This window comes from Acinetobacter sp. ANC 3882 (genome assembly GCF_022549545.1).
Taxonomy (GTDB): Bacteria; Pseudomonadota; Gammaproteobacteria; order Pseudomonadales; family Moraxellaceae; genus Acinetobacter.
The window spans coordinates 22,829-49,537 of the sequence record NZ_JAKZGB010000014.1 but is presented as its reverse complement, the minus strand read 5'-3'; the positions used below and the strand labels follow the sequence as shown (position 1 = coordinate 49,537).

26 protein-coding genes are annotated in these 26,709 nt (G+C 41.1%); 12 read left to right on the top strand and 14 right to left on the bottom strand.

Going from position 1 to position 26,709, the window contains the following annotated elements; translation table 11 throughout:
* Positions 1-126: 126 nt before the first annotated feature.
* The 4 genes from arsB to MMO42_RS17620 form a co-directional block, all read right to left on the bottom strand.
* On the bottom strand, positions 127-1,167 hold the full coding sequence (gene arsB, locus MMO42_RS17635; protein WP_241321518.1) for an ACR3 family arsenite efflux transporter: 1,041 nt from the start codon (positions 1,165-1,167) through the stop codon (positions 127-129).
* Between the two features lie 5 nt (positions 1,168-1,172).
* Positions 1,173-1,493, bottom strand: a complete 321-nt coding sequence (locus tag MMO42_RS17630) for a metalloregulator ArsR/SmtB family transcription factor (protein ID WP_241321529.1) — start codon at positions 1,491-1,493, stop codon at positions 1,173-1,175.
* 44 nt (positions 1,494-1,537) lie between these two features.
* A complete protein-coding gene (gene arsC / locus MMO42_RS17625) occupies positions 1,538-1,966 on the bottom strand; it encodes an arsenate reductase (glutaredoxin) (protein WP_241321517.1) in 429 nt (142 codons plus the stop codon).
* Between the two features lie 201 nt (positions 1,967-2,167).
* Positions 2,168-2,395, bottom strand: a complete 228-nt coding sequence (locus MMO42_RS17620) for a hypothetical protein (protein WP_005291710.1) — start codon at positions 2,393-2,395, stop codon at positions 2,168-2,170.
* 228 nt (positions 2,396-2,623) lie between these two features.
* Between MMO42_RS17620 and MMO42_RS17615 the strand changes: the two genes are divergently transcribed.
* Positions 2,624-2,857 (top strand): hypothetical protein, encoded by a 234-nt coding sequence (locus MMO42_RS17615; protein WP_005291708.1) that lies wholly within the window; start codon positions 2,624-2,626, stop codon positions 2,855-2,857.
* A 110-nt stretch (positions 2,858-2,967) separates the two neighbouring features.
* Positions 2,968-3,414: a GNAT family N-acetyltransferase gene (locus MMO42_RS17610; protein WP_241321516.1), complete on the top strand. Its 447-nt coding sequence runs from the start codon at positions 2,968-2,970 to the stop codon at positions 3,412-3,414.
* On the opposite strand, the gene MMO42_RS17605 is transcribed toward MMO42_RS17610, so the two are convergent.
* Positions 3,411-3,608 carry a helix-turn-helix transcriptional regulator gene (locus tag MMO42_RS17605; RefSeq protein WP_005291705.1) on the bottom strand — a complete coding sequence of 66 codons (198 nt, stop codon included), beginning with the start codon at positions 3,606-3,608 and terminating at the stop codon, positions 3,411-3,413. The two genes, MMO42_RS17610 and MMO42_RS17605, sit on opposite strands and share 4 nt — an antisense overlap.
* Entirely contained in the window at positions 3,605-3,979 is a 375-nt protein-coding gene (locus tag MMO42_RS17600) for a hypothetical protein (protein WP_241321515.1), read from the bottom strand. The genes MMO42_RS17605 and MMO42_RS17600 overlap by 4 nt, the downstream gene beginning before the upstream one ends.
* A gap of 220 nt (positions 3,980-4,199) precedes the next feature.
* Between MMO42_RS17600 and MMO42_RS17595 the strand changes: the two genes are divergently transcribed.
* On the top strand, positions 4,200-5,342 hold the full coding sequence (locus tag MMO42_RS17595; RefSeq protein ID WP_241321514.1) for an alpha/beta fold hydrolase: 1,143 nt from the start codon (positions 4,200-4,202) through the stop codon (positions 5,340-5,342).
* A gap of 62 nt (positions 5,343-5,404) precedes the next feature.
* Here the strand turns inward: MMO42_RS17595 and MMO42_RS17590 are convergent, their stop codons facing one another.
* The 4 genes from MMO42_RS17590 to MMO42_RS17575 all read right to left on the bottom strand — a co-directional run bounded on the left by MMO42_RS17590 (position 5,405) and on the right by MMO42_RS17575 (position 11,313).
* On the bottom strand, positions 5,405-7,468 hold the full coding sequence (locus MMO42_RS17590; RefSeq protein ID WP_241321513.1) for an EAL domain-containing protein: 2,064 nt from the start codon (positions 7,466-7,468) through the stop codon (positions 5,405-5,407).
* A gap of 489 nt (positions 7,469-7,957) precedes the next feature.
* Positions 7,958-8,974, bottom strand: coding sequence for a ketol-acid reductoisomerase (gene ilvC / locus MMO42_RS17585; RefSeq protein WP_241321512.1), 1,017 nt, complete (start codon positions 8,972-8,974; stop codon positions 7,958-7,960).
* Positions 8,975-9,097: 123 nt separating this feature from the next.
* Entirely contained in the window at positions 9,098-9,589 is a 492-nt protein-coding gene (gene ilvN / locus MMO42_RS17580; protein ID WP_004804329.1) for an acetolactate synthase small subunit, read from the bottom strand.
* On the bottom strand, positions 9,589-11,313 hold the full coding sequence (locus MMO42_RS17575) for an acetolactate synthase 3 large subunit (protein ID WP_241321511.1): 1,725 nt from the start codon (positions 11,311-11,313) through the stop codon (positions 9,589-9,591). The genes ilvN and MMO42_RS17575 overlap by 1 nt, the downstream gene beginning before the upstream one ends.
* A 509-nt stretch (positions 11,314-11,822) precedes the next feature.
* Here MMO42_RS17575 and MMO42_RS17570 point away from each other — a divergent pair.
* The 8 genes from MMO42_RS17570 to MMO42_RS17535 all read left to right on the top strand — a co-directional run bounded on the left by MMO42_RS17570 (position 11,823) and on the right by MMO42_RS17535 (position 22,518).
* Entirely contained in the window at positions 11,823-12,164 is a 342-nt protein-coding gene (locus MMO42_RS17570; RefSeq protein WP_241321510.1) for a DUF4124 domain-containing protein, read from the top strand.
* Positions 12,165-12,308: 144 nt separating this feature from the next.
* On the top strand, positions 12,309-14,933 hold the full coding sequence (leuS, locus tag MMO42_RS17565; RefSeq protein WP_241321509.1) for a leucine--tRNA ligase: 2,625 nt from the start codon (positions 12,309-12,311) through the stop codon (positions 14,931-14,933).
* 97 nt (positions 14,934-15,030) lie between these two features.
* Entirely contained in the window at positions 15,031-15,540 is a 510-nt protein-coding gene (gene lptE / locus MMO42_RS17560) for an LPS assembly lipoprotein LptE (RefSeq protein ID WP_005291689.1), read from the top strand.
* A gap of 9 nt (positions 15,541-15,549) precedes the next feature.
* Entirely contained in the window at positions 15,550-16,545 is a 996-nt protein-coding gene (gene holA, locus MMO42_RS17555) for a DNA polymerase III subunit delta (RefSeq protein ID WP_241321508.1), read from the top strand.
* 38 nt (positions 16,546-16,583) lie between these two features.
* Positions 16,584-17,414, top strand: a complete 831-nt coding sequence (locus MMO42_RS17550) for a Sir2 family NAD-dependent protein deacetylase (RefSeq protein WP_241321507.1) — start codon at positions 16,584-16,586, stop codon at positions 17,412-17,414.
* 108 nt (positions 17,415-17,522) lie between these two features.
* The gene (locus MMO42_RS17545; protein WP_241321506.1) at positions 17,523-18,866 is read left to right on the top strand and encodes a MacA family efflux pump subunit; all 1,344 of its coding nucleotides are present in this window, start codon (positions 17,523-17,525) and stop codon (positions 18,864-18,866) included.
* A gap of 1 nt (position 18,867) precedes the next feature.
* Positions 18,868-20,859 carry a MacB family efflux pump subunit gene (locus tag MMO42_RS17540; RefSeq protein WP_241321505.1) on the top strand — a complete coding sequence of 664 codons (1,992 nt, stop codon included), beginning with the start codon at positions 18,868-18,870 and terminating at the stop codon, positions 20,857-20,859.
* A gap of 258 nt (positions 20,860-21,117) precedes the next feature.
* The gene (locus MMO42_RS17535) at positions 21,118-22,518 is read left to right on the top strand and encodes an efflux transporter outer membrane subunit (protein ID WP_241321504.1); all 1,401 of its coding nucleotides are present in this window, start codon (positions 21,118-21,120) and stop codon (positions 22,516-22,518) included.
* 24 nt (positions 22,519-22,542) lie between these two features.
* On the opposite strand, the gene MMO42_RS17530 is transcribed toward MMO42_RS17535, so the two are convergent.
* Positions 22,543-22,959 carry a hypothetical protein gene (locus tag MMO42_RS17530; RefSeq protein WP_005291683.1) on the bottom strand — a complete coding sequence of 139 codons (417 nt, stop codon included), beginning with the start codon at positions 22,957-22,959 and terminating at the stop codon, positions 22,543-22,545.
* A gap of 337 nt (positions 22,960-23,296) precedes the next feature.
* Between MMO42_RS17530 and MMO42_RS17525 the strand changes: the two genes are divergently transcribed.
* Positions 23,297-24,274, top strand: a complete 978-nt coding sequence (locus MMO42_RS17525; RefSeq protein WP_241321503.1) for a hypothetical protein — start codon at positions 23,297-23,299, stop codon at positions 24,272-24,274.
* A gap of 56 nt (positions 24,275-24,330) precedes the next feature.
* On the opposite strand, the gene MMO42_RS17520 is transcribed toward MMO42_RS17525, so the two are convergent.
* The 3 genes from MMO42_RS17520 to orn all read right to left on the bottom strand — a co-directional run bounded on the left by MMO42_RS17520 (position 24,331) and on the right by orn (position 26,698).
* A complete protein-coding gene (locus MMO42_RS17520) occupies positions 24,331-25,134 on the bottom strand; it encodes an enoyl-ACP reductase (RefSeq protein WP_241321502.1) in 804 nt (267 codons plus the stop codon).
* A 142-nt stretch (positions 25,135-25,276) separates the two neighbouring features.
* Entirely contained in the window at positions 25,277-26,011 is a 735-nt protein-coding gene (locus MMO42_RS17515) for a Bax inhibitor-1/YccA family protein (protein ID WP_005291679.1), read from the bottom strand.
* A gap of 126 nt (positions 26,012-26,137) precedes the next feature.
* On the bottom strand, positions 26,138-26,698 hold the full coding sequence (gene orn / locus MMO42_RS17510; RefSeq protein ID WP_005291678.1) for an oligoribonuclease: 561 nt from the start codon (positions 26,696-26,698) through the stop codon (positions 26,138-26,140).
* Positions 26,699-26,709: the final 11 nt, after the last annotated feature.

The following is a 26,709-nucleotide window of genomic DNA, read 5'->3' as shown; positions in this document are numbered from 1 at the left end:
AAAAAAACAGAGCTAGATTATAAAAAAGCTTTCCTCCTCAGTTGCTGATACCCCGATTAGGCAACTGAGGCTTTTTATTTTTAAATACTCTATTTATGAATATATTAAAGTGATTTAAGCTCTATATTATTCCATCTTATTATAAAAATACTTTTTCCTTAGCCATAACGACACACTCACCAAAGCAATTAATACAGGTACTTCAACCAGTGGTCCAATTACTGTGGTAAATGCCACAGGTGAGGCCAAACCAAAAGTTGCAATGGCGACTGCCAATGCGAGTTCAAAATTGTTGCCTGCCGCAGTAAAAGAAATGGCCGTGGTTTTAGCATAATCATTGCCCATCCATTTGCTCATAAAGAAACTGATAAAGAACATCACCACAAAGTAGATGGTCAGTGGTATCGCTATACGGATCACATCTAAAGGCAAGCTGACCACATCTCCACCTTTTAGACTAAACATCGCCACAATCGTAAACAGTAATGCAAGCAAACTTAATGGGCTGATCTTCGGTAGAAAAATATTGTTATACCAATCCAGACCTTTGGCTTTTACCAACACCAAACGGGTCATAAAACCCAGAAAAAATGGAATACCCAAATACACTAAGACCGCATGGCTAATGGTCCAGAAATCAACATGGATCACTTGTCCAGCAATACCAAAATACGGGGGTAGATACGTCAGAAACAGCCAGGCGTAACTACTAAAAAATAGAATCTGGAAAATACTGTTAAATGCCACCAATGCAGCAACATATTGGTTATCACCACAAGCTAAGCCATTCCAGACCAAGACCATAGCGATACAACGTGCTAAGCCGATCAAGATCAGTCCAGTCATATACTCTGGGTGGCTATGCAGAAAAATAACTGCCAGTGCAAACATTAAAACTGGCGCAATCACCCAGTTCTGCAGCAGTGATAAAGCCAAGGTTTTTTTGTCTTGGAATACTTTTGGCAATGCAGCATAGTCTACTTTGGCTAAAGGTGGATACATCATCAAAATCAAACCGATCGCAATCGGAATATTGACGGAATCCATACTCATTTTGTCTAAGGTAGCTGAGGCTTGCGGGAGAAAAGTACCAATCGCAATCCCCACACCCATCGCAATAAAAATCCACAGCGTTAGGTTGCGATCTAAGAAAGATAAAGTTTTCATCAATTTTATTCACAACAACTTTTTGTGGCTAGGCTTTGTCGCATTGGAAATACCGTCGAGTTTTGTGCATTTAACACGGCTAAAATCTCTGCACACCATGTCGGTAATTGGTCAGCAATATGATAATAAATCCATTGCCCTTGACGGCGATCCTGTAATAATCCTGAAGTTCGCAACAAAGCCAAATGTCGAGAAATTTTGGGTTGGCTCAACTGTAGTTTTTCCGTCAGATCACAGACACACAACTCCTGATGTTCTGCAACCAGCATGACAATATTCAGCCTTGTTTCATCAGATAGGCATTTAAAAAAATTGACAGCTTCCATCATTCACATTCCTCTCGTGGTCTTCATAGATCACCATTCTGTATTTAATCTCGAATCTGCTGGCCATTTTGATCGATGACCTGTTCACCATCTTCTTTGCTAAAAGCACCCTTTTGCGCGACAGGCAGAATCTCCAGTACCACTTCTGATGGGCGGCAGAGTCGTGTTCCTAATTCGGTCACCACAAAAGGACGATTGATCAAGATTGGATATTGCAGCATGAAGGCTATGAGCTGTTGCTCCGACCAGTCTTCGCGCTCTAGTTGCAAATCTTGGTAAGGTTCAACATTAGAACGAATAGCCTCTCTCACCGTTAAATTCGAAGCTCGAATTAAAGCAATTAACTCCTTCTCTGTAGGCGGTGTTACAAGGTATTCAATGATGGTTGGCTCCACGCCCGTATTTCGAATTAAAGCCAAAGTATTCCGAGAAGTGCTACACGCTGGATTGTGATAAATTTTGATGTCAGCCATTACAGTTGATCTTCAACAAATGATTTTGAACTTTATATATGAATATCCGTATATATGCAAATCCATATATTTATTAAATAAGATTCAATAAAAAATAAATTATGAATATCAAAATGATATGAAAGTTATTTTTAAGAGAGACAGCGATTCATTTTTAAAATCATACTTTTTATAAGAGTGGCTGATGACATCAACCGATGACTAAAATGTACTAAATCTTTCTAACTCACCCATAAGTTGTTTCTTCAAGTCATCATCATAAAGTTTGAATTTGAGTGTTGCAGTATAATTCTCTACAAAGATCAACCGACTAAACTCACTATTGACCAACCCCTTGGCAGTTAAGAAGGCTTGATAAGCTGAAACCAAGACACTCAGGCGATGATTCAGTGGTTTTTTATCTCGTACTGTATCCACTTTATTCTGCATATAAATAACTCCTTGATCTTTAGTTCCCCTCTCTAGCACTCACACCTTATTTCGATTAAGTTTTGATGAATTTTTATTACAGTTTTTATTTTATTATATAAATCACGATAATGTTTTTAAATGACACTTTTATGACAAGGAAATATTAAATAAATCAATCAATATCAGCTAGATAAGTTTTCCTATATCGACTACGCTACATAAGCCACTTAAAAGTGAAATACAGCAATGAGCGATACCTGTCCTTTAACTGAATTAAATCTCATGATTGATTATTATGTGACGAGAAATGGACAGCGACCAACTCGGATTATTCTAGGTTACAAGGCCTATACTGCATTGATGCAAGACCCAAACTTTTCGGAGGACGTACTAAACTCTGCGCTCGATCCGAATAAACGTAAATATAAGAAACTTAAAATTAAAGTAACCAAAGACGATCATCAAATCGAGCTTGAGTAAGTGGTACGCCTGCATACAGAAATATCCACAGCAGCACACAGCAAGCCTAGAAATTTCGGATGAAATGCTAGAAAATTGAGCATCTTAAAGATCTTTATCAAAGTGACTACATGATTATCAAAGCGACCCAACCAGACTATTCGATGTTATTGGAAATATGGGAAAAATCGGTGAGAGCCACACATGACTTTTTACCAGAAGCCATGATTGATCAATTGAAACCATTGATCATGAATGAATATTTTCATCATGTTGAGCTAAATAAATATGTGATTAATCATGAAATTGTAGGCTTTCTTGGGACCAGCGACGATAATATTGAAATGCTATTTATCTTGCCAGAATATCGAAGATTGGGGATTGGTCAGGCTTTGGTAAATTTTGCAGTTCAACAACTCAAAATCTTTAAGGTCGATGTCAATGAACAGAATTTACAAGCAGTCAACTTTTATCAAAAAATGGGATTTCAGACCATCAGCCGCTCAGAACTCGATGGACAAGGCCATCCTTACCCACTTTTACATTTACAGATCACGCCAACAGAGGAAGAACATTAATCTTCCTCATAGATGAAGACTTGTTCAATACTCAAACCAAATGCATTCGAAATTTTAAAAGCTAAAGATAGACTCGGATCATAACGTTCCTTTTCAATCGCATTGATGGTTTGTCTGGAAACATTGACATGTTCACCCAAATCGCTCTGCGACCAGCCTTTGTCTTTTCTTAAGTTTGGTACATTATTTTTCATCGATATTTCCAAGTTCCAACCGCAGTAGCAATTGACCAAAGCATTGCCATCATCGGCCAAATGATAAACATGGTTAATTTGGGAAATCCAACATTTTCTAGAAAACCATAACTAAAGGTAATCAAGGAAGTTCCCACAAAGCTAATCGCCAGAGCCTGCAATTGTATCTTTTGTTGCAGCTCATCAAAATGCTTGAATTGCTTAATAATCACCAAAGCAATCATCACTGCGGGCAACATTGGCAGCAATGAAATGACCACTTTAAGCCACTGTGTATCGACAACATTTAAAATTTTCAACGAGCCAATCAGTACCACGACATACAGTGCAATTGCAGCAATCAACTCAAATAAGTTCCGAAAGTTTTTCATAATCCACCATGTAAAGTAAACTTTACATCAATATATGAGTTTGTCCATATAATGTAAAGCTTACTTTACATTATTTTATTTATAGACAGTAATCTAGTTATCCCGTTTTAGCCGAATTGATCATTTTGGAAGTGAAGTTCAGCAAATGAGTCACTGAGCAAATTTATTTTTTCTTCTAATATGCGGCTATTGAATAGCAACCTTAGAGTTTTAGGTTCACATGACTCAATTGCCAAAAGTTAAACGTGGTTTTCTCAACTCGAAAACGGCGAAAAAAATGCTCAATAGTCGTAGCGGGCTTCAAGCACGACATATCCTCTCGAATGCGACCGATCGTATTTTACGTGGACAACAACTCGCGCTCTCTGGGCGAACACCTTTTGATATTGTTTACCAACGTGAAATTATCAGCTTACGCCATTACCCAACAACGAATACCGAAACCAAACACCGCATTCCTTTGGTCATCGTGCCACCTTTAGCAGCCAATATGCTGATTTATGATTTATTTCCAAATCGTAGTCTGGTGCGTTATTTTTTAGCACAAGGTTTTGATATTTATCTGATTGATTGGGGCACACCTAGCCTGCGCCAAGCCAAATATAATTTAGGAACCTATGTAAAAACCTTTATGCCTGACTTTATCGAAAAAATTCGTGAGCATAGCGGCCAACAACAACTTTCTCTTTATGGCTGGAGCTTAGGTGGCGTACTGTCGCTCTGCTATACCGCTTTATTTAAAGATAAAAACATCCAAAACCTAATGATTTTGGCATCGCCAATTAATACTCATAAATCAGGTTATATGGGTAAGTTTTACCAACGCCTTACGGCTCCTGCACAATGGATCCGTAGCAATACTAAATTCCGTTTCCATCAGGTACCAAGCCGCGTATTCCATATTCATGGTTGGCAAAATACCTTGGGTTTTAAATTGACCGATCCGATTGGTAACATTAAAAACTATTGGGAATTATTAAGAAACCTAAATGACCGCCAATTTGTGATTAATCATGCCACCTCTAGTTCCTTTGTCGACAATATGCTGGCTTATCCTGGTGGAGTCATGCGCGATATTATTCTACGTTTCTGGATCGACAATGAATTATCTACAGGTTCAGTTCAATTTGGCGAGCAAAGCGCGAATTTAAAAGACATCGATTGTTCGTTGCTGGTCGTGGGTGGCAGCACCGATATTATCGTGACCGCAGAAGCAGTCCGTCCACTGCTGGATCTCGTTAGCAGTACCGACAAGCAATTTGAAATTGTTCCTGGTGGTCATATGGGCTTAGTGGCAGGTAACCAAGCGCCTCAGTCTGTTTGGCCTGTGGTTACGCATTGGTTAGCTCAACGATCCCGTTAAGCCCAAAGAAATGAAAAGGCTGCCATTTGAGCAGCCTTTTTTCTTAATTCATCACGAATCGATTATGCAAAATGCTGATAGCGATGCAGCACTAAGCCTTCAACATTGACAGGTGTGCCTAATAAATAGCCCTGTAATTGATTGCATCCCAAACTGGTCAAGATATCTGCTTGTTGTTGGGTTTCTACCCCTTCTGCTGTGACAACTAAACCTAATTTTGCAGCGAGATGGATAATACTTTCTAAAATTGCTTCTTCTTTTGAATTCGGTTTAAGGTCAATCAGGAAACCACGATCAATTTTGAGTTCATCAACAGGTAAGTCTTTAAGATATAAGAAACTTGAATAACCCGTCCCGAAGTCATCAATTGCAATGCGAATGCCGAGCTTACGTAATCGTTCTAAAGTACGAATACTTGAATCAATATGATGCATGGCTGTGGATTCAGTAATTTCAAGAATGAGATGATGCGGTTGAATTTGATATTGTTCTAGGAGTTGTTCTAATACGCCAAATAGTTTTTTATTTTCAAATTGGAGTGCAGATAGATTGACGGCAATTGGATAAAAAGGACTGTTACTTCGTTCCCATTTCTGGATTTGCTGACAGGCTTGTTCGAGTGCCCAATATCCCATTGGAATGATCAAGCCGGTTTTTTCAGCTCCTTCAATAAACATCTGCGGTGTCAGTAGACCTAAACTTGGGTGCTTCCATCGAATCAGTGCTTCAACACCGCACACCTCATAATTCGATGTAAACTTCGGTTGATAGAACAATACAAATTGTTGTTCATCAACCGCTTTGTACAGATCATTAATCAGTTTGGACTGACTGCGTACATCTTGCTGATCTGACATCGAGTGGAACATGGTATAGGTATTACGCCCCTGATCTTTTGAGATCAGCATGGCCACATCTGCATTAATCAGTAGATCCTGAACATTCAGACCATGTTCAGGATACATCGCAATCCCAACACTGGCAGAAATATTAATGTCTTTTGCGGCAATCAAATAGGTTTCTTGGATGTAATGTAAAATATCTTCTGAAAGCTGCATTGCATCATTCATATCAGTATTTTCAGAGATCAAAACAAATTCATCACCCCCAATACGAAATAATTTATGGCTGCTACCCAATTTATTATGTAAGCGGTTTGCCATCTGTATCAGTAGCTGATCACCAACATGATGACCAAAAGCATCATTTACAGATTTAAACCGATCTAAATCGATATATAGGAATGCTGCCTTCTGCTCATGTAGGCGATGATGGTTAAACACAACCTCTGCATGTTCAGTCAGATATAAACGATTCGGTAATTTGGTCAGTGTGTCATGTAAAGATTGTATGGCAAGTTCTTTATTGATTCGTGTGAGTTGCTCATTGCGTTCTTCTAAACGCGCTTCTAGCACTGCGACTGCAAAACCTGCAACTAAAACCAGACTGGTAATAAAAATTATCGTGAACAGTAAAACACTCTGTTCGGTCTGCTCAGATGTCATTATCTGCGCGAGGCTTTCATCAAAGTAAGTTGCTGCCATACCGGTATAGTGCATGCCCACAATGCTTAAGGCCATTAAAACCGCGACCACAGTTTTAAGTAAAGTACGGTAGGTCGCAGCATTTTTATATTTAAAAATGAAAAAGAAACTCAGTCCTGAGCCACTAATCGCGATGAGCACAGAACATAGCACCAGTAAGGGATCATAATGCATTGCATGCTGTTCAACAGTCAGTGCGGCCATACCCGTATAGTGCATACCAGATATGCCTAGCCCCATGAATACAGCACCGAGAATCAAACGCGGTATGGGTAAAGTCGGTCTTGAAGTCAGCCAAACGGCAAATATCGAAGCTGCGGCGCCGATTAAGTAGGACAGCACCGTTAAATTAACATCAAAATGATAGCCTTCTGGCAGATGGCTAGCCAGCATTCCCACAAAGTGCATTGACCATATCGCTAACCCCAAGATTAGCCCACTCGCAATTAAAATGCTTTTTTCAAACTTTTTATAAGCACCTTTAAAAACGAGTTCTTCCATCGAAACTGCAGCGTAACATGTCGCGACTGCAACCAAAATGGAAACGATGACCAATGTGCTATCGTAATCAACGTGAACCATAAAGGACTTCCATGATTATTCAGTACTTTTTTTTATATGATCAGCAAAGTGCTCGAAATCCGAACAACGTTTTACACACAAAGAAGCCATGAATCTTGTATCCATGAACTTTTCTTAACAATAACATCATCTAGCATAAGGTCAAGTCTTTTTCACTTTATAAATCAATAGAATAAAAGCACACAATCATTTCAAACCAATGAAAAATCTTGTTTTTTTATTACATTTTTTTTACCAAAAGACTCATTTATTTTTGCTAGATCATTTTAATTTTTAAGTCATGACAATTTCTTTGTTTTTAATCGTGCTGACACCCCAAAGCATGCAACACTTATTCCACTTAATCAGAAGCATAAACAATCAGCAACATGATTAAAACACAATCAATATAAGCTTATTTTTTAAGCTACATTGTTATAACTCTGTTATCAACCCACATAAAAAAACCTTGTCAAATAGACAAGGTTTTTTTAACGCAGCGAAAGAAAATTAGTTCTTCTCTTTATCTACGATTTTGTTTGCTTGAATCCAAGGCATCATCGAGCGTAATTTACCACCTGTTACTTCAATGCCATGCGCTGCGTTTTGACGACGACGAGCAGTCATTGATGGATAGTTCAACGCACCTTCTTGGATGAACATCTTCGCATATTCACCAGATTGGATACGTTTTAATGCATTACGCATTGCTTCACGAGACTGTTCGTTGATGACTTCAGTACCAGTCACATATTCACCGTACTCAGCATTGTTCGAAACTGAGTAGTTCATGTCTGCGATACCACCTTCGAACATCAAGTCAACAATTAACTTAAGTTCATGCAAGCATTCGAAGTAAGCCATTTCTGGTGCATAACCCGCTTCAACCAAAGTTTCGAAGCCCATTTTAACCAATTCAACCGCACCACCACAAAGAACTGCTTGCTCACCGAATAAGTCAGTTTCAGTTTCTTCACGGAAAGAAGTCTCGATGATACCCGTACGACCACCACCTACGCCTGAAGCATAAGAAAGTGCAACATTACGCGCATTACCAGAAGCATCTTGATGGATCGCGATTAAGTCAGGAACACCTGAACCACGTTGGTATTCAGAACGTACTGTGTGGCCTGGTGCTTTAGGCGCAACCATGATCACGTCTAAATCTTTACGTGGAACAACTTGGTTATAAAGAATAGAGAAACCATGAGCAAATGCTAAAGTCGCGCCTTCTTTGATATTTGGTTCAATCACATCACGATAAAGTTGAGATTGGAACTCATCTGGCGTCAAAATCATGACTAAGTCAGCTTGAGCAACAGCAGCTGGAACTTCAGATACTTTAAGACCAGAATTTTCAGCTTTTTTCCAAGAAGTAGAACCAGCACGTAAACCAACAGTTACGTCTACGCCAGAATCTTTCAAGTTAAGCGCGTGTGCATGACCTTGTGAACCATAACCAATGATTGCAACTTTCTTGCCTTGGATGATTGATAAGTCACAGTCTTTATCGTAAAAAATTTGCATCTGTTTTCTCCGCTAAAATTTTTGTCATTTCCCTTGTTCTGCAAGGACAGATCTTTTGTTGGCTCCCCCGCAATTACCTTTTAAGGTGATCCCCCTCTTTTCAAAGAGGGTTGGGGAAGATTTTTAAATTGTTAAAACTTTTTCGCCACGTGCAATGCCTGATACACCAGAGCGCACAACTTCAAGGATGGTATTTTCTGCAAGCGCATCAATAAAGCCATCAATCTTGTCAGTTGTACCTGCGATCTGAATGGTATAGGTCGTTGGTGTTACATCAACGATTTGCGCACGGAAGATGTCAGCTGTACGTTTAATTTCCGCACGGGCTGCACCCAAGGCTTTGACCTTAATCAACATCAGCTCACGTTCAATGTGTGAACCTTCTGATAAATCGACCACTTTTACAACTTCAACCAATTTGTTGAGTTGCTTGGTGATTTGCTCGATTTTATGATCATCGCCATAAGTCGTTAAGGTTAAACGAGATAAGGTTTCATCTTCGGTTGGCGCAACATTCAGTGTCTCAATGTTGTAATTACGTTGAGAAAACAATCCCACCAAACGAGAAAGCGCACCAGCTTCGTTTTCAACGAGTACAGAAATAATATGTCTCATTATGTACGCTCCCCTTTCCCTAACCACATATCTTGCATTGACTGACCAGCAATCAACATTGGATATACATGCTCTGTACGGTCTACCATGACATTAATGAATACACATTTATCATTAATTGCCATCGCTTCGGCTAATTTAGATTCCAACTCATCCGCATGGTTAATCTGAATACCAACGTGTCCGTAAGCTTCCATTAACTTGGCAAAGTCAGGTAATGAATCAACATAAGAACTTGAATGACGTCCTTCGTAGTTCATGTCTTGCCACTGCTTCACCATGCCTAAAGCTTGGTTGTTCAAGCAAAGAATTTTCACATTCAAGCCATACTGCTTACATGTCGATAATTCTTGGATACACATCTGAATCGATGCTTCACCTGTAATACAAACTACTTGTTGATCTGGGAATGCAAGCTTCGCAGCCATCGCATACGGTAAACCAACGCCCATGGTGCCTAAGCCACCAGAGTTGATCCACTGACGTGGACGCTTGTATCTGTAGTAGTTCGCGCCAAACATTTGATGTTGACCCACGTCAGAAGTAATGATGGCTTCACCATTGGTCACACGATCTAATGCCTCAACCACTTGCTGAGGTTTCATTACACCATTTTGGCCCGCTTCATAACGTAAACCATGTACTTTACGCCACTCATTAATCTGAGACCACCATGCCGCAATTGCTTCAGGGTTTGGCTTCGATACATTCATTTGTTTAAGCTGTGCCAACATTTCTTGAAGCACTGGCTCTACTGCACCCACAATCGGGATGTGCGCCATAATGGTCTTCGAAATGGTTGCTGGATCAACATCAATGTGAATCACTTTCGCATTGAGACAGAATTTTGCAGGGTTATTGGTTACACGGTCATCAAAACGCGCACCAATAGCCAAAATCACATCTGCATTGTGCATTGCCATATTGGCTTCATAGGTACCATGCATCCCTAACATCCCCACAAATTGTGGATCGTTACCAGGGAAAGCACCTAAGCCCATCAAGGTATTTGTTACTGGATAACCCAATAAATGAGCAAGTTCAGTCAATAAGCCAGATGCATTACCTTGAACAACACCACCACCCGTGTAAATCATCGGGCGTTTCGCAGTGATCAACTCATCAATCGCTTTACGGATTTGACCTGAGTGACCACGTGAAGGTGGCTGATATGAACGCATCTTCACTTTTTCTGGGTATTCGTAGGCAAACTTTTCTGCAGGATTAGTCGCATCTTTTGGAATATCAACAACGACTGGACCCGGACGGCCAGACGAAGCAATATAGAATGCTTTCTTAATAATGGCAGGAATTTCACTCGCGTGACGCACTTGGAAACTGTGTTTTACGATTGGACGAGAAATACCAACCATATCTGTTTCTTGGAATGCATCTTCTCCAATGAGATGGCTTGCAACCTGACCAGACAAAATCACCATTGGGATTGAGTCCATGTAGGCTGTTGCGATTGGAGTGACGGTATTGGTCGCGCCTGGTCCTGAAGTGACCAGTACAACGCCTGTCTTACCTGTTACGCGTGAGTATGCATCTGCCATATGACCAGCAGCTTGCTCATGACGTACGAGGTAATGATTAATTTTGTCTTGTTGAAATAGCGCATCATAAATATGTAATACAGCGCCGCCTGGATACCCAAAAACATGCTCTACGCCTTCGTCCGCAAGGGCACGAACGAGCATTTCACCACCAGATAAAAGTTCCAACGTGATTCACCCTAGTATTTGCACAATTTATGGGAGACATAAATTGTGTTTCATTCATTAACTTTATGCACTTTTTATAAGTGTGCGTATTCTACTCGTTTTTGCTGCAATAGGAAAAATTTTCTGAGACTCATCAGCCGTATAAACTTGATGACATCTCGAATCAAAATGTGCTGGGATAAGCATATTTCAAAACAGCATTCTCTCGGCTAGAAAGAATGTCCATTGCAAGCCATGACATTTATTCGAAGGGTGATCAAATAAGCGCATATAAAACTTGAGAAAGCATTCTTGTTTCTTTCATAAGCAAAGTCAAGAACAAAGAAAAGGTTTTTAACGAATATTTTTTAGCTGTTGTTTTTTTAAACACATTTCACGGAATAATTTGGTCTTTTAAAACGCCCATTTATCACAAAACTATTTTCTTTTTATTGAAAAATAGGCATTGTAAACTCCTTATCTAGGCACTTTGATCGAATATAGACAACATTCTCTTGGGGAGATCAAATATGAAGTCATCTTATTTAAAAACAAGCTTATACACTATTTCAACAGCGGCCCTTCTGCTCTGCTCCAGCCAGAATTATGCACAACAATATTACAAATGGGTCGATGCCAATGGTTCAACCCACTACACCACAACACCCCCACCGAAAGGTGCGAAGCGTTTGGATAAAGTTTCTACATATGGCAACAACCGCCAAACAACAAATCCATCTCATCAAAGCAATCAGGCTGCACCAGAGGCCACTCCAAATACAGAGCAGCATATACCGCAGGCTGCGCCTGAAGCGCCAGCCAATAGCGTTAAACCTCAGAGCCTAGCACCTACATCACAATCTAATCGATAATAAAATGCTAAGCCATTCTACAAGGCGACCTTCAATACGGGCCTTGTAGATAAAATCCCGATCTAAAAACTGACATTTCCTGCAATTTTGCGCTATGCTGTGCAGCAATCTTAACTTTACTTTTTTGTTGTATCGCATATCCCTATGACGACTTCTCACATTGACTCCGAATATCAAGCAAGTGCCATTGAGCCCCAAGTTCAACAAGACTGGGACAATCGCAAAGTTTTTAAAGTTGCAGACACTGTAGAGGGTAAACATCGCTATATCCTATCGATGTTCCCTTACCCAAGTGGCAAACTGCACATGGGTCATGTGCGTAACTACACCATTGGTGACGTGATCAGCCGTTTTTATCGCTTGAAAGGCGAAACAGTGCTACAACCAATGGGTTGGGATGCATTTGGCTTACCTGCTGAAAATGCAGCCATTGCACACAAAGTTGCGCCAGCAAAATGGACCTTTGAAAACATCGCTTATATGCGTGACCAATTAAAAAAATTGGGCTTGTCTGTCGACTGGGATCGCGAATTTGCAACCTGTACACCAGAGTACTATCACTGGGAACAATGGTTATTCGTACAACTATATAAGAAAGGCTTGATCTATCGTAAGCTTTCAACCGTGAACTGGGATCCTGTCGACCAGACGGTATTAGCCAATGAGCAAGTTGAAAATGGTCGCGGTTGGCGTTCAGGCGCATTGGTGGAAAAACGTGATATCCCAATGTATTACTTCCGCATCACCGACTACGCGCAAGAATTATTAGATGATTTAGATACCTTGAAAGATGGTTGGCCACAACAGGTCTTGACCATGCAACGTAACTGGATCGGTCGTTCGACCGGTATGGACATTACCTTCCCTTCTGCGAATCCAGCAATCTATGCAGATGGTTTAACAGTTTATACCACGCGTGCAGATACCCTAATGGGTGTGACTTATGTTGCTGTTGCAGCAGAACACCCTATGGCACTTAAAGCTGCTGAAAATAACCCTGAATTGGCTGCATTTATTGAAGAATGTCGTATGGGTTCAGTCGCAGAAGCCGATCTAGCCACTGCTGAAAAGAAAGGTATGGCAACTGGCTTGTCTGTTAAGCACCCCGTGACAGGTGAAGAACTCCCTGTTTGGATTGCCAACTATGTATTGATGTCTTACGGTTCAGGCGCGGTCATGGCTGTTCCTGCACATGACGAACGTGATTTTGAATTTGCCAATAAATTTAACTTGCCAATCAGACAAGTGATTGATGCCAAAGGTGCTGATGATGCTGAATATTCAGCAACTGAGTGGCAAGAATGGTATGGTTCTAAAGATGGCAAATTGGTTAATTCTGGCGAGTTTGATGGTTTAGCATTCCAAGCCGCTTTTGATGCCTTCCTTGCAAAATTAGAACCACACGCTTTGGCAAATTCTAAGGTTCAATTCCGTTTACGTGACTGGGGTGTTTCTCGTCAGCGTTACTGGGGTTGTCCAATTCCAATGATCAACTGTAACAGCTGTGGTCAAGTCACCGTTCCAGAAGATCAATTGCCAGTGGTATTACCGACAGATGTTGTTCCAGACGGTTCTGGTAACCCATTGAACAAGATGCCTGAATTCTATGAAACTAAATGCCCAAGCTGTGGCGGCGATGCACGTCGTGAAACAGACACCTTGGACACCTTTGTAGAATCATCTTGGTACTATGCACGTTATGCATCTCCAGACTTTACTGGCGGGATGGTAAAACCTGAAGCGGCGCAAAGCTGGCTTCCAGTGAACCAATATATTGGTGGTGTTGAACACGCGATTCTGCATTTACTTTATGCACGTTTCTTTCATAAATTGATGCGTGATGAAGGTGTAGTTCAAGGCAACGAACCATTTACCAACTTGTTAACCCAAGGCATGGTATTGGCAGATACCTTCTACCGCGAAGCAGAAAGTGGCAAGAAAACCTGGTTTAACCCTGCTGACATCGAATTAGAACGTGATGAAAAAGGCCGTATCCTGTCTGCGAAGTACTCAGGTGATGGTCAGGAAGTTGTGATCGGCGGACAAGAAAAAATGTCTAAGTCGAAAAACAACGGGATTGACCCACAAGCGATTATTGATCAATACGGCGCAGATACAGCACGTGTATTCATGATGTTCGCTGCCCCACCAGATCAATCATTGGAATGGTCTGATGCAGGTGTTGAAGGTGCAAACCGCTTCTTGAAACGCGTTTGGCGTTTAGCGGCTGGCTTCCTTGAAAAAGGTAATCAAGCGACTGCGATTGATACTGCGAACTTGTCGAAAGATGCACAAGACTTACGTCGTAAAACCCATGAAACCATCCAGAAAGTGGGTGATGACATCGAACGTCGTCATGCATTCAACACCGCAATTGCAGCATTGATGGAATTACTCAATGCCAGCAACAAGTTTGAAGCGCAAGATGACAATGATGCCGCTGTCGCACGTGAAGCAATTACCACATTGTTAACTTTACTTGCGCCATTTGCACCGCATTTAAGTCAAACGTTATTGACTCAATTTGGTTTGGAGCTCACCACTGTTGAATTCCCGCAAGTAGACGAATCGGCGTTAACCCGTAATACTCAAACGATTGTTGTACAAGTGAATGGTAAACTTCGTGGTAAGTTAGACGTCGCAGTCGATATCTCAAAAGATGACTTATTGGCTTTGGCAAAAGCATTACCAGAAGTTCAACAATTCTTGACTGGTCCAACCAAGAAAGAAATTGTTGTTCCAAATAAACTTGTTAATTTAGTGGTTTAACATCTCTCCTAGGGAACATCGTTCCGCAACTCTCGTTATTGAAGGGAGTTGCGCGCCTCGTTTCAAAGATGAGTTATTAATCAATAGAGGAATAAATATGCACTTAGCGCAACGTGCAGCTGCTATCGTTCTCACTTTAGGCCTAAGTGCAGGTTTAGTCGGCTGTGGCTTCCATTTAAAAGGAAGTAACCCAACAGCAGCACCACTGGTCTATAACAAGCTAACGCTTGCAATGCCTGCAAATACGAGCGAACTTGAGAATAAACTCAGTGTTTATCTTAGTGCTACCGGGGTTCAACTCAGTAACGCCAATGATGCTTATGTACTCCGCATTTTGGATTACACTCCTCGCCGCCAATTACTCAACGGTAAATTGACGGAAGTACTGTTGCGTTTAACCGTGACATTCCAGATTGAAGATCGTCAAGGTAAGAAAATTACTGAACCACGTACTTTAACAGCCTCACGTACCTACCAATACGACGTTGCAACGGTAAACACCGACAACCAACAAGAAGCTTATCTGAATCGTATTGTGATTGATGACGTGGCTCAGCAAGTGACTCGTCAAATTGCAGCCAATCGTTTACCTAAAGCTCAGCCATAATCACGCATTATGAAACTGGACTATGTTCAAGCGTTAAAACGTGTCGGTGAAGCTCGCGGTGCATGGATCATGCATGGACAAGAGCCTTTGCTTGAACAAAACCTGCTCGATACTTTCCGTAAAAGCTGGCAACAACAAGAAGTTGAACGCCAGCGCTACGACATCAGTAGCGTGAATGACTGGAAAAATGTCTTTAATGCACTGAATAGCCTGTCGCTGTTTTCGCAACAACTTGCGATTGAAGTGCACGGCAACATCAAACCTGATGCCAATGGTTTAAAGCTACTTAAAAGTTATATTCAGCATAATGAGCATAACTTATTACTGATTGTCCTACCGAAACAGGACAGCAGCAGTTTAAAGACAGCCTTTTTTCAAGTGGTCGAGGCCAATGGTGTAGTCGTTCCACTCACAGCAACCTACCCACAAGATCGTCAACGGATCTTAAGCATAGAAGCAGAAAAGCTCGGTATCCAGCTGAATAATGATGCTTGGCAATGGCTCATGCAGCACCATGAACATAACCTGCTCGCGGCAAAAAATAGCTTGATGCGGGTTGCAGATACCTTCCCCGATATTCAACAGATTCAGATTGAACAGTTGTATGCCTGTTTACAGGATCAATCTCGCTATACCACTTATGATTTAAGTGATGCCTTGCTTGCAGGAAACTTGGCACAGTCGGTCAAGATTTACCAATATCTAATTGCTGCGGGTGAGCCTGATAGTTTGATTTTATGGACACTGAGCAAAGAAATGCGCTTATTGATGCAGTTATTTGAGCAGCCGCACAATGCCATCCAGCTCGGGATTTGGAAAACTAAAGTCTCACAATATCAACAAACCCTGCGCCGTTTGAATCCAAGACAATTTTTAACTTGGCCTGATTTGTTATTGCGTATCGATGCTTCGATCAAAGGCATGTCAAAAGAAAATCCAGAACAGTTAATGTTGCAAGCTTTAGCTGAACTTTGCGGCACAACTTTATTTACGCAACCTGCTTAAACGCTAAAAATTAAATCATAAGAAGAATGGATTGCCCTATGCCATTTCATTTAAATCCAAACCAAATCGAATACATACAACGTCTATTTAAACATGCAGACAGCCTGATCATCAGCGCAGGTGCAGGTATGGGCGTCGATTCAGGTTTACCAGATTTTCGTGGCAATCAAGGTATGTGGCAAGCTTATCCCGAGCTTGGTAAACAACGCATTGATTTTACCGAGATTGCCAATCCAGCCGCTTTTAAACATCTTCCACGTTTAGCTTGGGGATTTTATGGACATCGTTTAGACCTCTACCGTCGAACCATGCCACATCAAGGATTTCATTTACTTAGACAATTAGCTGAAGCATTAGAACTGCCTTATTTTGTATTTACCTCAAATGTCGATGGACAATTTCAAAAAGCAGGCTTTGATTCCAAACAGATTTATGAATGCCATGGTTCAATTCATCATTTGCAATGCCTTGCCGCATGTAAACAAGACATCTGGTCAGCTGATGAATTAACACCAGACATTGATCACCAAGATTGCCAATGGCTAGGTCAACTCCCCTTGTGTCCAAACTGCAGACATTTAGCTCGGCCCAATATTTTGATGTTTGATGACTATGCATGGCTCAACCAACGCCAAAAACAACAAATGCAGCGTTTAGACACTTTCTTAAAAATACATCACCAACCACTGGTGATTGAAATGGGAGCTGGTACCGCAATCCCGACCGTACGTTATTTTAGTGAACGCTTTGCGCCTGATTTAATTCGCATCAATCCACGTGAATTTACACTGCCCGCTCAAGGAGGTATCGCACTTGCAACAAATGCTGAATCGGGCATCCACAGTATTTATCGGATATTTATAGAATAACTCAGCAGAAAAATAGAAAATAATTCTCATTCTAGATTAAAAATATTCACGCTTTATCCTTATTTCACTTTTATACTAAGTCCAGTTTTCCACTTTTGACCTGTCGCCATGCCAAAAACAACCATTAAAAAAATCCAGCCTCGCAAAATCATTATGATTGCTATCGGGGTACTGATCATCGCAGCACTCGGATGGATGTTCTTTAAACCGAAAGCTCAAGCACCACAATTTATTAGTGCCGAAGTCTCCAGAGGCGACATTGAAAACTCGGTATTGGCAACAGGTGTACTTGAAGCGACCAAGATGGTCAGTGTCGGTGCGCAGGTGTCGGGTCAGGTGAAAAAAATGTATGTGCAACTCGGCGACCAAGTCAAACAAGGTCAACTGATCGCACAAATTGATTCGATTCGCCAAGAAAACGAACTCAAAACAGCAGATGCCAGTATTAAAAACCAACAAGCACAGCTCGCAGTACAACAAGCCAATTTGGCAAAAGTTGAAGCAGAATATAAACGTCAACAAGCCATGTTTCGTCAAGATGCGACTTCGCGTGCTGAACTTGAAAGCGCATTAGCCAATTATAAAACTGCTCAAGCGCAAATCACGGCGATTAATGCGCAAATCGAACAGTCACGCTTAACACTCGCAACAGCTAAAGAAGATTTAGGTTATACCCGTATCGTTGCACCTATGGATGGCACTATTGTGGCGATTGTGACCGAAGAAGGCCAAACCGTAAACGCCAACCAAACTGCACCGACCATTGTGAAATTGGCTAAATTAGACACTATGACCATCAAGGCTCAGATTTCTGAAGCGGATGTTATGAAAGTTGAAAAAGGCCAAACCGTATATTTCACAACTTTAGGCAACAGTGATAAAAAGCATTATGCAAAACTCCGCCAAGTGGAACCTGCACCGAATTCAATTAATACCGAAACCAGCAGCAACAGCAGTTCATCAACTTCGAATGCAGCGGTTTATTACAATGCTTTATTTGATGTTCCTAATGAAGATGGTCAATTACGTATTGATATGACAGCACAAGTTTATATTGTGTTGGCAGAAGCAAAAAATGCACTGACCGTTCCTGCTGCAGCGATCCAAACTCAACGTGCTAACCGTGGTAAAGACCATCAAGGCAGTGCGACTGCATCACCCGAACAAGCGAAAAAATCAGATGGCGACAAAACACAACGTCCTAAACGCCTTGAACTGAGTGAAGAAGAAAAGGCACTGATTGCACAAGGTAAAGCATCAACAGGTATGGTTCGTGTATTACAAGCAGATGGTACAACTCAGCCACAGCCTGTACTGATTGGTCTGAATAACCGCGTGACAGCCCAAGTGCTTAAAGGTTTAAAACAAGGTGATCAAGTGGTCATTGCCGATGCTTCGGACAGTTCAAACGAAGCAGCGAAACGCAGTAATCAACGTGCAATGAGAATGTAATATGACGCAAAATCAAATACATTCATCACAGCCACTGCTTGAGGTCAGCAACCTCACTCGCGAATTTCCTGCGGGTGAAGGAACTGTACAAATCCTCAAAGGGATTGATTTAAAAATTTATGCAGGTGAACTGGTTGCCATTGTTGGTCAATCAGGTTCGGGTAAATCCACCCTGATGAACATCTTGGGTTGCTTGGATAAACCTACCGCGGGAAGCTATCGCGTCAGTGGTCGAGAAACGCGACAACTTGAACCTGATGAACTGGCACAATTACGCCGTGAATATTTTGGTTTTATTTTCCAGCGTTATCATTTGCTTGGAGATTTAAGTGCCGCAGGTAACGTTGAGGTCCCAGCAATTTATGCAGGCGTCGACAGCCATATTCGTCAGGAACGCTCTGCTGAACTGTTATCTGAGCTAGGCTTAGAAGAACGGTTGCATCATCGACCAAGCCAACTCTCTGGTGGTCAGCAACAACGTGTTTCGATTGCCCGCGCCTTGATGAATGGCGGTGATGTGATTCTTGCCGATGAGCCAACAGGTGCATTGGATAAGAATAGTGGTATTGAAGTCATGCGTATTTTGCGTGAGCTGAATGCCAAAGGTCATACCATTATTTTGGTCACCCACGATCTCAATGTTGCTAAAAATGCGACGCGTATTATCGAGATCAGTGACGGTAATATTATTTCAGACCGTGCCAACGTGCCTGAAAATGCAGATTCCGATTTAGAACATCAAACCCTGCAACGCACACCACAAAAGAAAACCTCGGCTTGGCGTTCTTTCTTTGATCGTCTCGGTGAAGCATTCCGCATGGCACTGCTTGCCATGAATGCCCACCGTATGCGGACTTTCTTGACCATGCTTGGGATTATTATCGGGATCGCATCCGTGGTCTCGGTGGTTGCGCTTGGGAACGGCTCACAGAAGCAAATTCTAGAAAATATCAGTAGCCTCGGTACCAATACCATTACCGTGTATCAGGGTCGTGGTTTTGGTGATAACTCGCGTGCTTCACAAGTCAAAACACTGGTGCCTGCTGACGCAGAAGCATTGGCAGAACAGCCTTACGTCGATGGGGTGAGTCCGTCCGCCAATACCAGTGTGACGCTACGCTACAAAGATACTGAAGCATCGGCAACAGTAAATGGTGTCAGTGCAGATTTCTTCTATGTCCGTGGCATGACCTTTAAATCAGGACAGCCTTTTGACAAAAACAGTGTTACTCAGCGCGCTCAAGATGTGGTGATTGATACCAATACTGAAAAAACCTTCTTTGCTGATGGGACCAATCCTGTTGGTCAAGTATTGTTATTGGGCAGTGTACCCAGCCGTATTATTGGTGTAATTGATGCCCAACAAGGCTTTATGGGAAGTTCAGACAGTCTCAATGTTTATCTCCCCTACTCCACAGTAATGAGTCGTATGTTGGGTCAATCCAATGTACGCAGCATTATTGTCCGGATTAAGGACGAATACCCAAGTAGTGCCGCTGAAAATGCGATTCTCACCTTGCTGGAACAGCGTCACGGCGCACAGGACGTATTTACCCAAAACTCCGACAGTATTCGTGAAACCATCCAACAGACGACGGCAACCATGACCCTGTTAATTTCTGCAATCGCGGTGATTTCTTTGGTCGTTGGTGGGATTGGGGTAATGAACATTATGCTGGTTTCCGTGACCGAACGAACCCAAGAGATTGGCGTACGTATGGCGGTTGGTGCTCGACAAAGTGACATTTTGCAGCAATTCCTGATTGAAGCAATTTTAGTCTGCTTATTGGGTGGTGTACTCGGTGTGCTGCTTTCTTTAGGGATTGGGCAAATTATTGGGCACTTTGCCAAAGGCATCATTGAGATGAGTTATTCAACCACATCAATCGTAGCGGCCTTTGTGTGTTCAAGCATGATTGGTATTGTATTTGGCTTCTTGCCAGCACGAAATGCGGCACAACTCGATCCAGTTGCTGCTTTAGCGAGAGAATAACCATCAAAAATTGATCTCAGAAATAAGATACTCGGGAATGTCATCCGCAACCTGCGTGGTATCAACAAGATATTGTTTCTGTGAAAAGTTAGATAAATGAAAAAATAGAACAGGTTTTGCGGATGACGATGGTTTTGCCTACTTTTCCCGAAAGAAAAGTAGGTCGAGCCGAAGGCTTAAACTGAAAATGGATGAGAACTCGATAAGACACTGTCTCGATAATCATGCTCTTTCAAATTATTAAGGGAATGACGATCAATGTTATTCAAACAACATAAAATCGCACTTGCACTTTGTCTCAGCACATCATTAGCTGGCTGTTCTGCTGTGGTGAAAACCCCCTATAACGCCCCAACAGTACAAGTACCTCAACAGTTTCAGTATGATGCGCAAAAAAATAAGAATGTGAATCTAACTGATCAGTGGTGGACACTGTTTAATGATGCCCAACTGAATCAATTGGTCGATCAGGTTCTCGCTAAAAATAGTGATTTAAGTGTTGCAGGGATTACCCTTAAACAAGCTCGTTTACAGGCAGGTTTGGCTGAAAATAAACAAGGTATTCGGACCAGTTCAAGTGTTTCAGCAGGTCATAACTATGACCTCCGTTCAGGCGATGGCTCTGACCGCGGTTTATCGACTAGCGTTGGCGTTAGCTATGAACTTGACCTATTTGGCAAACTCGCCAATCAAACTGAAGCTAGCCGCTGGGAGGCTTTGGCTAGTGAACAAGATTTGCAAGCCACGGCACAAAGTCTGGTTGGAACCACAGCGAAACTGTATTGGCAGCTTGGCTATCTGAACGAACGCTATCAAACCATTCAGCAGAACTTGGCTTCGACCCAAAAAATCTATTCTTTGGTGCAATCACAATATAAAGCGGGTGCGGTTTCAGGTTTAGATTTAACTCAAGCGGAACAATCGGTACAAAGCCAAAAAGCCAGCCTCAGTCAGATTGAACAACAACGTGTCGAAGCACGTACTGCTATTGCCGTATTGCTACACGAACCTGTACAACAACTGAATATTCAAGAGCCTGCACAGTTACCACGTAATGCCCTACCGAGTCTTGCAGTAGGTCTACCTGCCGATATTTTATCGCGCCGACCAGACCTACAAGCGTCTGAGTTACGCCTACGCAAGACTTTAGCGAATAAAGATGCGACCAAAGCCAGCTATTATCCATCGATTAATTTGACGGGAAATCTCGGTTCATCTAGTACCTCTTTAACACAACTGTTAAAGAACCCTGCTTTAACTTTAGGTGCAAGCTTAAGCCTACCTTTTCTTCAATATAATGATATGAAGAAAGATATTGAGATCAGTGATCTTGAATATGAAAAAGCCATTACTCAATATCGTCAAACCTTATACCAAGCTTTTGCCGATGTGGAAAATGCATTATCCAATCGCACTCAACTGAATCAGCAAGTACAGTTACAGCAACGTAATGTCGAGCTGGCAGATAAAACTGAACGTTTAACCGAAGTGCGCTATCGTAATGGCGCAATTGCCTTAAAGAACCTACTGGATGCACAAGAAACCACACGTAATGCACGGCTCAGCTTGGTTGAAACCAAGCAGAATCAATACAATGCGTATGTGACATTAATGCAAGCCATGGGGGGAAGCCCTGTTAAAGAACTGCCGAAGCAATAGCCCTCGCGCTATTGTTTTGCGCGTTTATTCTTTCACTAGATCTGGATTATTCTGGATCTGGTGAATACGTTTAATCTTGTCCTGATCATCAAAAACAACTTCATACGAAAGTTGCTGACCATTGAAATACATCTCGGTTGGAGAGCCAATTACTTCCCATAGACCAATGGTGGCAATATCCGCTGTTGTGTGCCATAGCGTTCGGCTGATTCTGGCTGCTTTTGAGTAGCCTTGCTGGAAGGTATAAATCTCTTTACGTTCGCCATTCACAGTTTCTGAAGTGACGGGTGCGCCCAATTCAGAAATCACATAATTTCGATGTTTCCCCACTTCTAAAACCGCCATATTCTTTTTATGCGGTTGATTACTTGCCATCACTGCGGCACAACCTTGAAGTGAAAGAAGAGTGACTAATCCCAAAACAACAGCTATTTTCTTCACGCTTTTTGACCTACCCCGAAAGCTAAAAAATAATATGTTTATCGACATCCTCTTTAGAATTTTCGATTAAACAAAAACCAGCATTAATTAGCATATAAATTATTCGATGACAAATGATTCCTTATATTTTTGATATATTGCTACTTACTAAATTGATCATAAAATTATTAAATAATGTTTCCCATCGTTTTTATATTGACGTAAATATTACTGTTTTATATGCTGATCAAAATATAATTACATTGGATAAGTAAAAAATTGATTATATGGCATTCTCATTTTGGTTATGCGGCAAATTTGCCATGTAACTGTAGTTATATTTTTGTGGTGATATCAGATGATAATTCCAAAGTCAGTACTTAACTTAGCTTTTCAAGGAAAAATCATAAATGAGTTTTCAGGTAATTCAGGTAAAGTGTATTTAGTAGAAAATAATGCTGCTGTACCTAAATATATAGCTTACAAAAGCTGTAAGGAGTTAAGCGAAAACTCACTTGCTCTCTTTAAAGAAGAAGTTTTAAAATGGAACTCAATTAACAGCAGATATACTGTTCCTATCTATTACGTTCATCTTATTTGCGGGGAGTACTACGCATGCATGAGAGCCTGTGATGGTAGTTTAGAAGATTTTCTTAAAGAGAAAATATCAGAAGTAGCTGCTTTTAATTATTCACTGCAAATAATTAAAGGGTTGATGGATTTAAATAGTAGTTCTATTAAGCATCATCAAGATTTCAACCCTCAAAATATATTATTCGAAGATTTATCTAGAAAGTTCGTAGGATTTCCTCCTGATCATATAGATTCATCGCATCGGTATAGAATGATGCTTTCTGATTTTGCTATGTCAAATTATTACCTGAAAGATAATGTTGCTGGGAAATCAGGTGGGAAATTCCCATTCAAGGCACCAGAACAGTACAAAGAATCAGAAATAACAGACTTTTATCCTGATCGATTTTCACTTGGCGTACTCCTCTGTCTACTTTTTAGCAACAAACACCCTTGTGGGTATTCAGCAGCGCAGGTTCTAAAGAAGAACCCGAAAAAGTTAAAAACTAGTTGGGAAACCTGGTCTAAGGAAGGTCAAAGAATAATCGATATCAGTAACTCAAAACTCAAAGATTTGATTCTTAGATTATTATCTGTCGAACCACTTTGCCGACCTAGTTACGAAGAGTGTTTTAGCTGTATAAAAGAGTTGTACAAAGATAAATATACAAATGATTTTGAAACATCTATGTTTTATATCGACTATTTTGACAAACAACATATGGACTGGCCGAGAGAAGAGTTAAAAGTTCGCGTAAATTAAAAATATAATAAAGCCGCTATAAAAGCGGCTTTATTAAAGAATTTAGATCAATCTAATTATTCATCATCCATCATGCTTTGGCTCATACCAACAGTATTAAAACCACCATCAACATACATGATTTCACCTGTGATGCCTGAAGCCCACGGTGAGCAAAGGAACAATGCTGCATTGCCCACTTCTTCAATGGTCACATTACGTTTAAGTGGAGCGATTTTTTCATTGGCATCTAACATTTTACGGAAAGACTTGATCCCTGATGCTGCCAAAGTACGGATTGGGCCCGCAGAAATCGCATTCACACGAATACCATCTACACCCAAACTTGATGCTAAATAACGAACGCCTGCTTCTAACGATGCTTTCGCCATACCCATCACGTTATAGTTCGGCATCACACGCTCAGAACCTTGATAAGTCAAAGTCAACAAACAACCTTGGCGCACTTGTAATAATGGTTTAGCCGCACGAGCCATGGCAATAAAGCTATACGCGCTAATGTCATGTGCAATTTTAAAACCTTCACGATCGGTCACGTCAGTAAAGTCACCATCAAGTGTATGTGCAGGCGCAAATCCAATTGAATGCACCACACCGTCCAAACCATCCCAGTGTTTTGCTAATTCAACAAAAGCATTGTCAATTTCTGCGTCAACAGCAACATCACAAGGAAAAACCAAAGTTGAACCAAACTGTGCTGCAAAATCATCCACACGCTTTTTCAGCTTTTCATTTGGATAAGTAAACGCGAGCTCTGCACCTTCACGGTGTAAGGCAGCGGCAATACCGAAAGCAATCGATAATTTACTTGCAATACCGGCAATTAAAAAACGTTTACCAGCTAAAAGTCCTTGTGACATCTTATTCTCACTCGAAAAATTTTCACCACATGATGCCAATAATCAGCGCATTGCGGAATTGCATAATCCATCTTTTTTACAATCTTGCATAAAAAAATCGCCTTCAATTGAAGACGATTTGTATTTTTACTTAAATCAGAACTTAATCATCGCCGCGAAGCAGACTCAATAAACGCAGGAATGAGTAATACATCCATACCAAAGTCGCCAATAAGGCAATGGCACAGATCCATTCAAATGCTTTTGGTGCACGTTGCGCAGCCGCATTTTCAATCAAGTCAAAATCCAAAATCAGGTTTAATGACGCAATCACAGCAACAAAAGCAGCAAAGCCAATACCTAACCAGTTACTTTCAAAGATATAAGGGATGCTTGAACCAAAAGCCAAACGCAAAATGATTTGCACCACAAACACCAATGCAATAGCGATCGTGGCAGACACCACAACAGCCTTAAATTTTTCCGTCGCACGAATCACTTGGAATTTATATAAAGCAAACAGAACCAAAGTGGTGACAAATGTTGCCAATAATGCCTGTAAAGGTACGCCTGGATATTTCAACTGGAAAATAAACGATACGCCACCAAGGAATGCGCCTTCAAATAATGCATAAGGAATGGCCAAAGCAGGTGCAGTATTAGATTTAAATGTGGTAATGAGTGCAAGAATAAGACCACCGACTGCACCAATAATGGTTGCAGCATAGGCAATAGAAAGATTCGCTGTGATGGCACAGTAGAAAAATAAGGCCATGCCTAAAACAGCTGCAATCACCGTTAAAAGTACAGATTTTTGAATCGCACCTTGAATGGTCATTGGTTCAGCAATATCTTGATAGGTTTCCACCCGTGTTAAAATAGGGTTGGTACTTTGCATATAGACTCTCTTTTTTTATAGTTTGCAATTAAAAGCCGAGTTTAAGCGATTTTTTGATCAAGCCCAAACTTTTTTAGCAGATTAAAAAGGAGCCTAAGCTCCTTTTATGTATCATTCAATAATCGATTACTTATCGTTATTCATGATAAAAAAGTATTCACGATAGTATTTCAATTCTGCAATCGAATCACGGATATCATCCATCGCCAAATGCGACGCATTTTTCTTTAAACCGCTCATAATTTCAGGTCTCCAACGTTTCGCTAACTCTTTCACCGAAGACACATCTAAATTACGATAATGGAAAAATTGTTCCAACTCAGGCATCAAACGATGCAAGAAACGGCGGTCTTGGCAAATTGAGTTACCGCACATCGGTGATGATTTTGGGTTCACCCATTTCTTCAGGAACTCAAGTGTCTGCTGTTCTACATCTTCAGCCTTTAACTTGCTACGGCGTACACGCTCAACCAAACCAGACTGGCCATGTTGCTTGGTATTCCATTCATCCATCGCATTTAAAATCAAATCAGATTGATGCACTGCTAGAACAGGCCCTTCAGCCAAGATATTCAAATGGTCATCTGTAATAATTGTTGCAATTTCAATAATCTTGTCGTTATCGGTATCGAGACCTGTCATTTCCAGATCGATCCAAATTAATCGTGTATCAGGGGTGCTACTCATGGATGGCGATT

Excerpts from the sequence above, each read along its gene's own strand:
- arsB (WP_241321518.1), bottom strand. The coding sequence starts at position 1,167 with ATGAAAACTTTATCTTTCTTAGATCGCAACCTAACGCTGTGGATTTTT.
- MMO42_RS17630 (WP_241321529.1), bottom strand. The coding sequence starts at position 1,493 with ATGGAAGCTGTCAATTTTTTTAAATGCCTATCTGATGAAACAAGGCTG.
- arsC (WP_241321517.1), bottom strand. The coding sequence starts at position 1,966 with ATGGCTGACATCAAAATTTATCACAATCCAGCGTGTAGCACTTCTCGG.
- MMO42_RS17620 (WP_005291710.1), bottom strand. The coding sequence starts at position 2,395 with ATGCAGAATAAAGTGGATACAGTACGAGATAAAAAACCACTGAATCAT.
- MMO42_RS17615 (WP_005291708.1), top strand. The coding sequence starts at position 2,624 with ATGAGCGATACCTGTCCTTTAACTGAATTAAATCTCATGATTGATTAT.
- MMO42_RS17610 (WP_241321516.1), top strand. The coding sequence starts at position 2,968 with ATGATTATCAAAGCGACCCAACCAGACTATTCGATGTTATTGGAAATA.
- MMO42_RS17605 (WP_005291705.1), bottom strand. The coding sequence starts at position 3,608 with ATGAAAAATAATGTACCAAACTTAAGAAAAGACAAAGGCTGGTCGCAG.
- MMO42_RS17600 (WP_241321515.1), bottom strand. The coding sequence starts at position 3,979 with ATGAAAAACTTTCGGAACTTATTTGAGTTGATTGCTGCAATTGCACTG.
- MMO42_RS17595 (WP_241321514.1), top strand. The coding sequence starts at position 4,200 with ATGACTCAATTGCCAAAAGTTAAACGTGGTTTTCTCAACTCGAAAACG.
- MMO42_RS17590 (WP_241321513.1), bottom strand. The coding sequence starts at position 7,468 with ATGGTTCACGTTGATTACGATAGCACATTGGTCATCGTTTCCATTTTG.
- ilvC (WP_241321512.1), bottom strand. The coding sequence starts at position 8,974 with ATGCAAATTTTTTACGATAAAGACTGTGACTTATCAATCATCCAAGGC.
- ilvN (WP_004804329.1), bottom strand. The coding sequence starts at position 9,589 with ATGAGACATATTATTTCTGTACTCGTTGAAAACGAAGCTGGTGCGCTT.
- MMO42_RS17570 (WP_241321510.1), top strand. The coding sequence starts at position 11,823 with ATGAAGTCATCTTATTTAAAAACAAGCTTATACACTATTTCAACAGCG.
- leuS (WP_241321509.1), top strand. The coding sequence starts at position 12,309 with ATGACGACTTCTCACATTGACTCCGAATATCAAGCAAGTGCCATTGAG.
- lptE (WP_005291689.1), top strand. The coding sequence starts at position 15,031 with ATGCACTTAGCGCAACGTGCAGCTGCTATCGTTCTCACTTTAGGCCTA.
- holA (WP_241321508.1), top strand. The coding sequence starts at position 15,550 with ATGAAACTGGACTATGTTCAAGCGTTAAAACGTGTCGGTGAAGCTCGC.
- MMO42_RS17550 (WP_241321507.1), top strand. The coding sequence starts at position 16,584 with ATGCCATTTCATTTAAATCCAAACCAAATCGAATACATACAACGTCTA.
- MMO42_RS17545 (WP_241321506.1), top strand. The coding sequence starts at position 17,523 with ATGCCAAAAACAACCATTAAAAAAATCCAGCCTCGCAAAATCATTATG.
- MMO42_RS17540 (WP_241321505.1), top strand. The coding sequence starts at position 18,868 with ATGACGCAAAATCAAATACATTCATCACAGCCACTGCTTGAGGTCAGC.
- MMO42_RS17535 (WP_241321504.1), top strand. The coding sequence starts at position 21,118 with ATGTTATTCAAACAACATAAAATCGCACTTGCACTTTGTCTCAGCACA.
- MMO42_RS17525 (WP_241321503.1), top strand. The coding sequence starts at position 23,297 with ATGATAATTCCAAAGTCAGTACTTAACTTAGCTTTTCAAGGAAAAATC.
- MMO42_RS17520 (WP_241321502.1), bottom strand. The coding sequence starts at position 25,134 with ATGTCACAAGGACTTTTAGCTGGTAAACGTTTTTTAATTGCCGGTATT.
- MMO42_RS17515 (WP_005291679.1), bottom strand. The coding sequence starts at position 26,011 with ATGCAAAGTACCAACCCTATTTTAACACGGGTGGAAACCTATCAAGAT.
- orn (WP_005291678.1), bottom strand. The coding sequence starts at position 26,698 with ATGAGTAGCACCCCTGATACACGATTAATTTGGATCGATCTGGAAATG.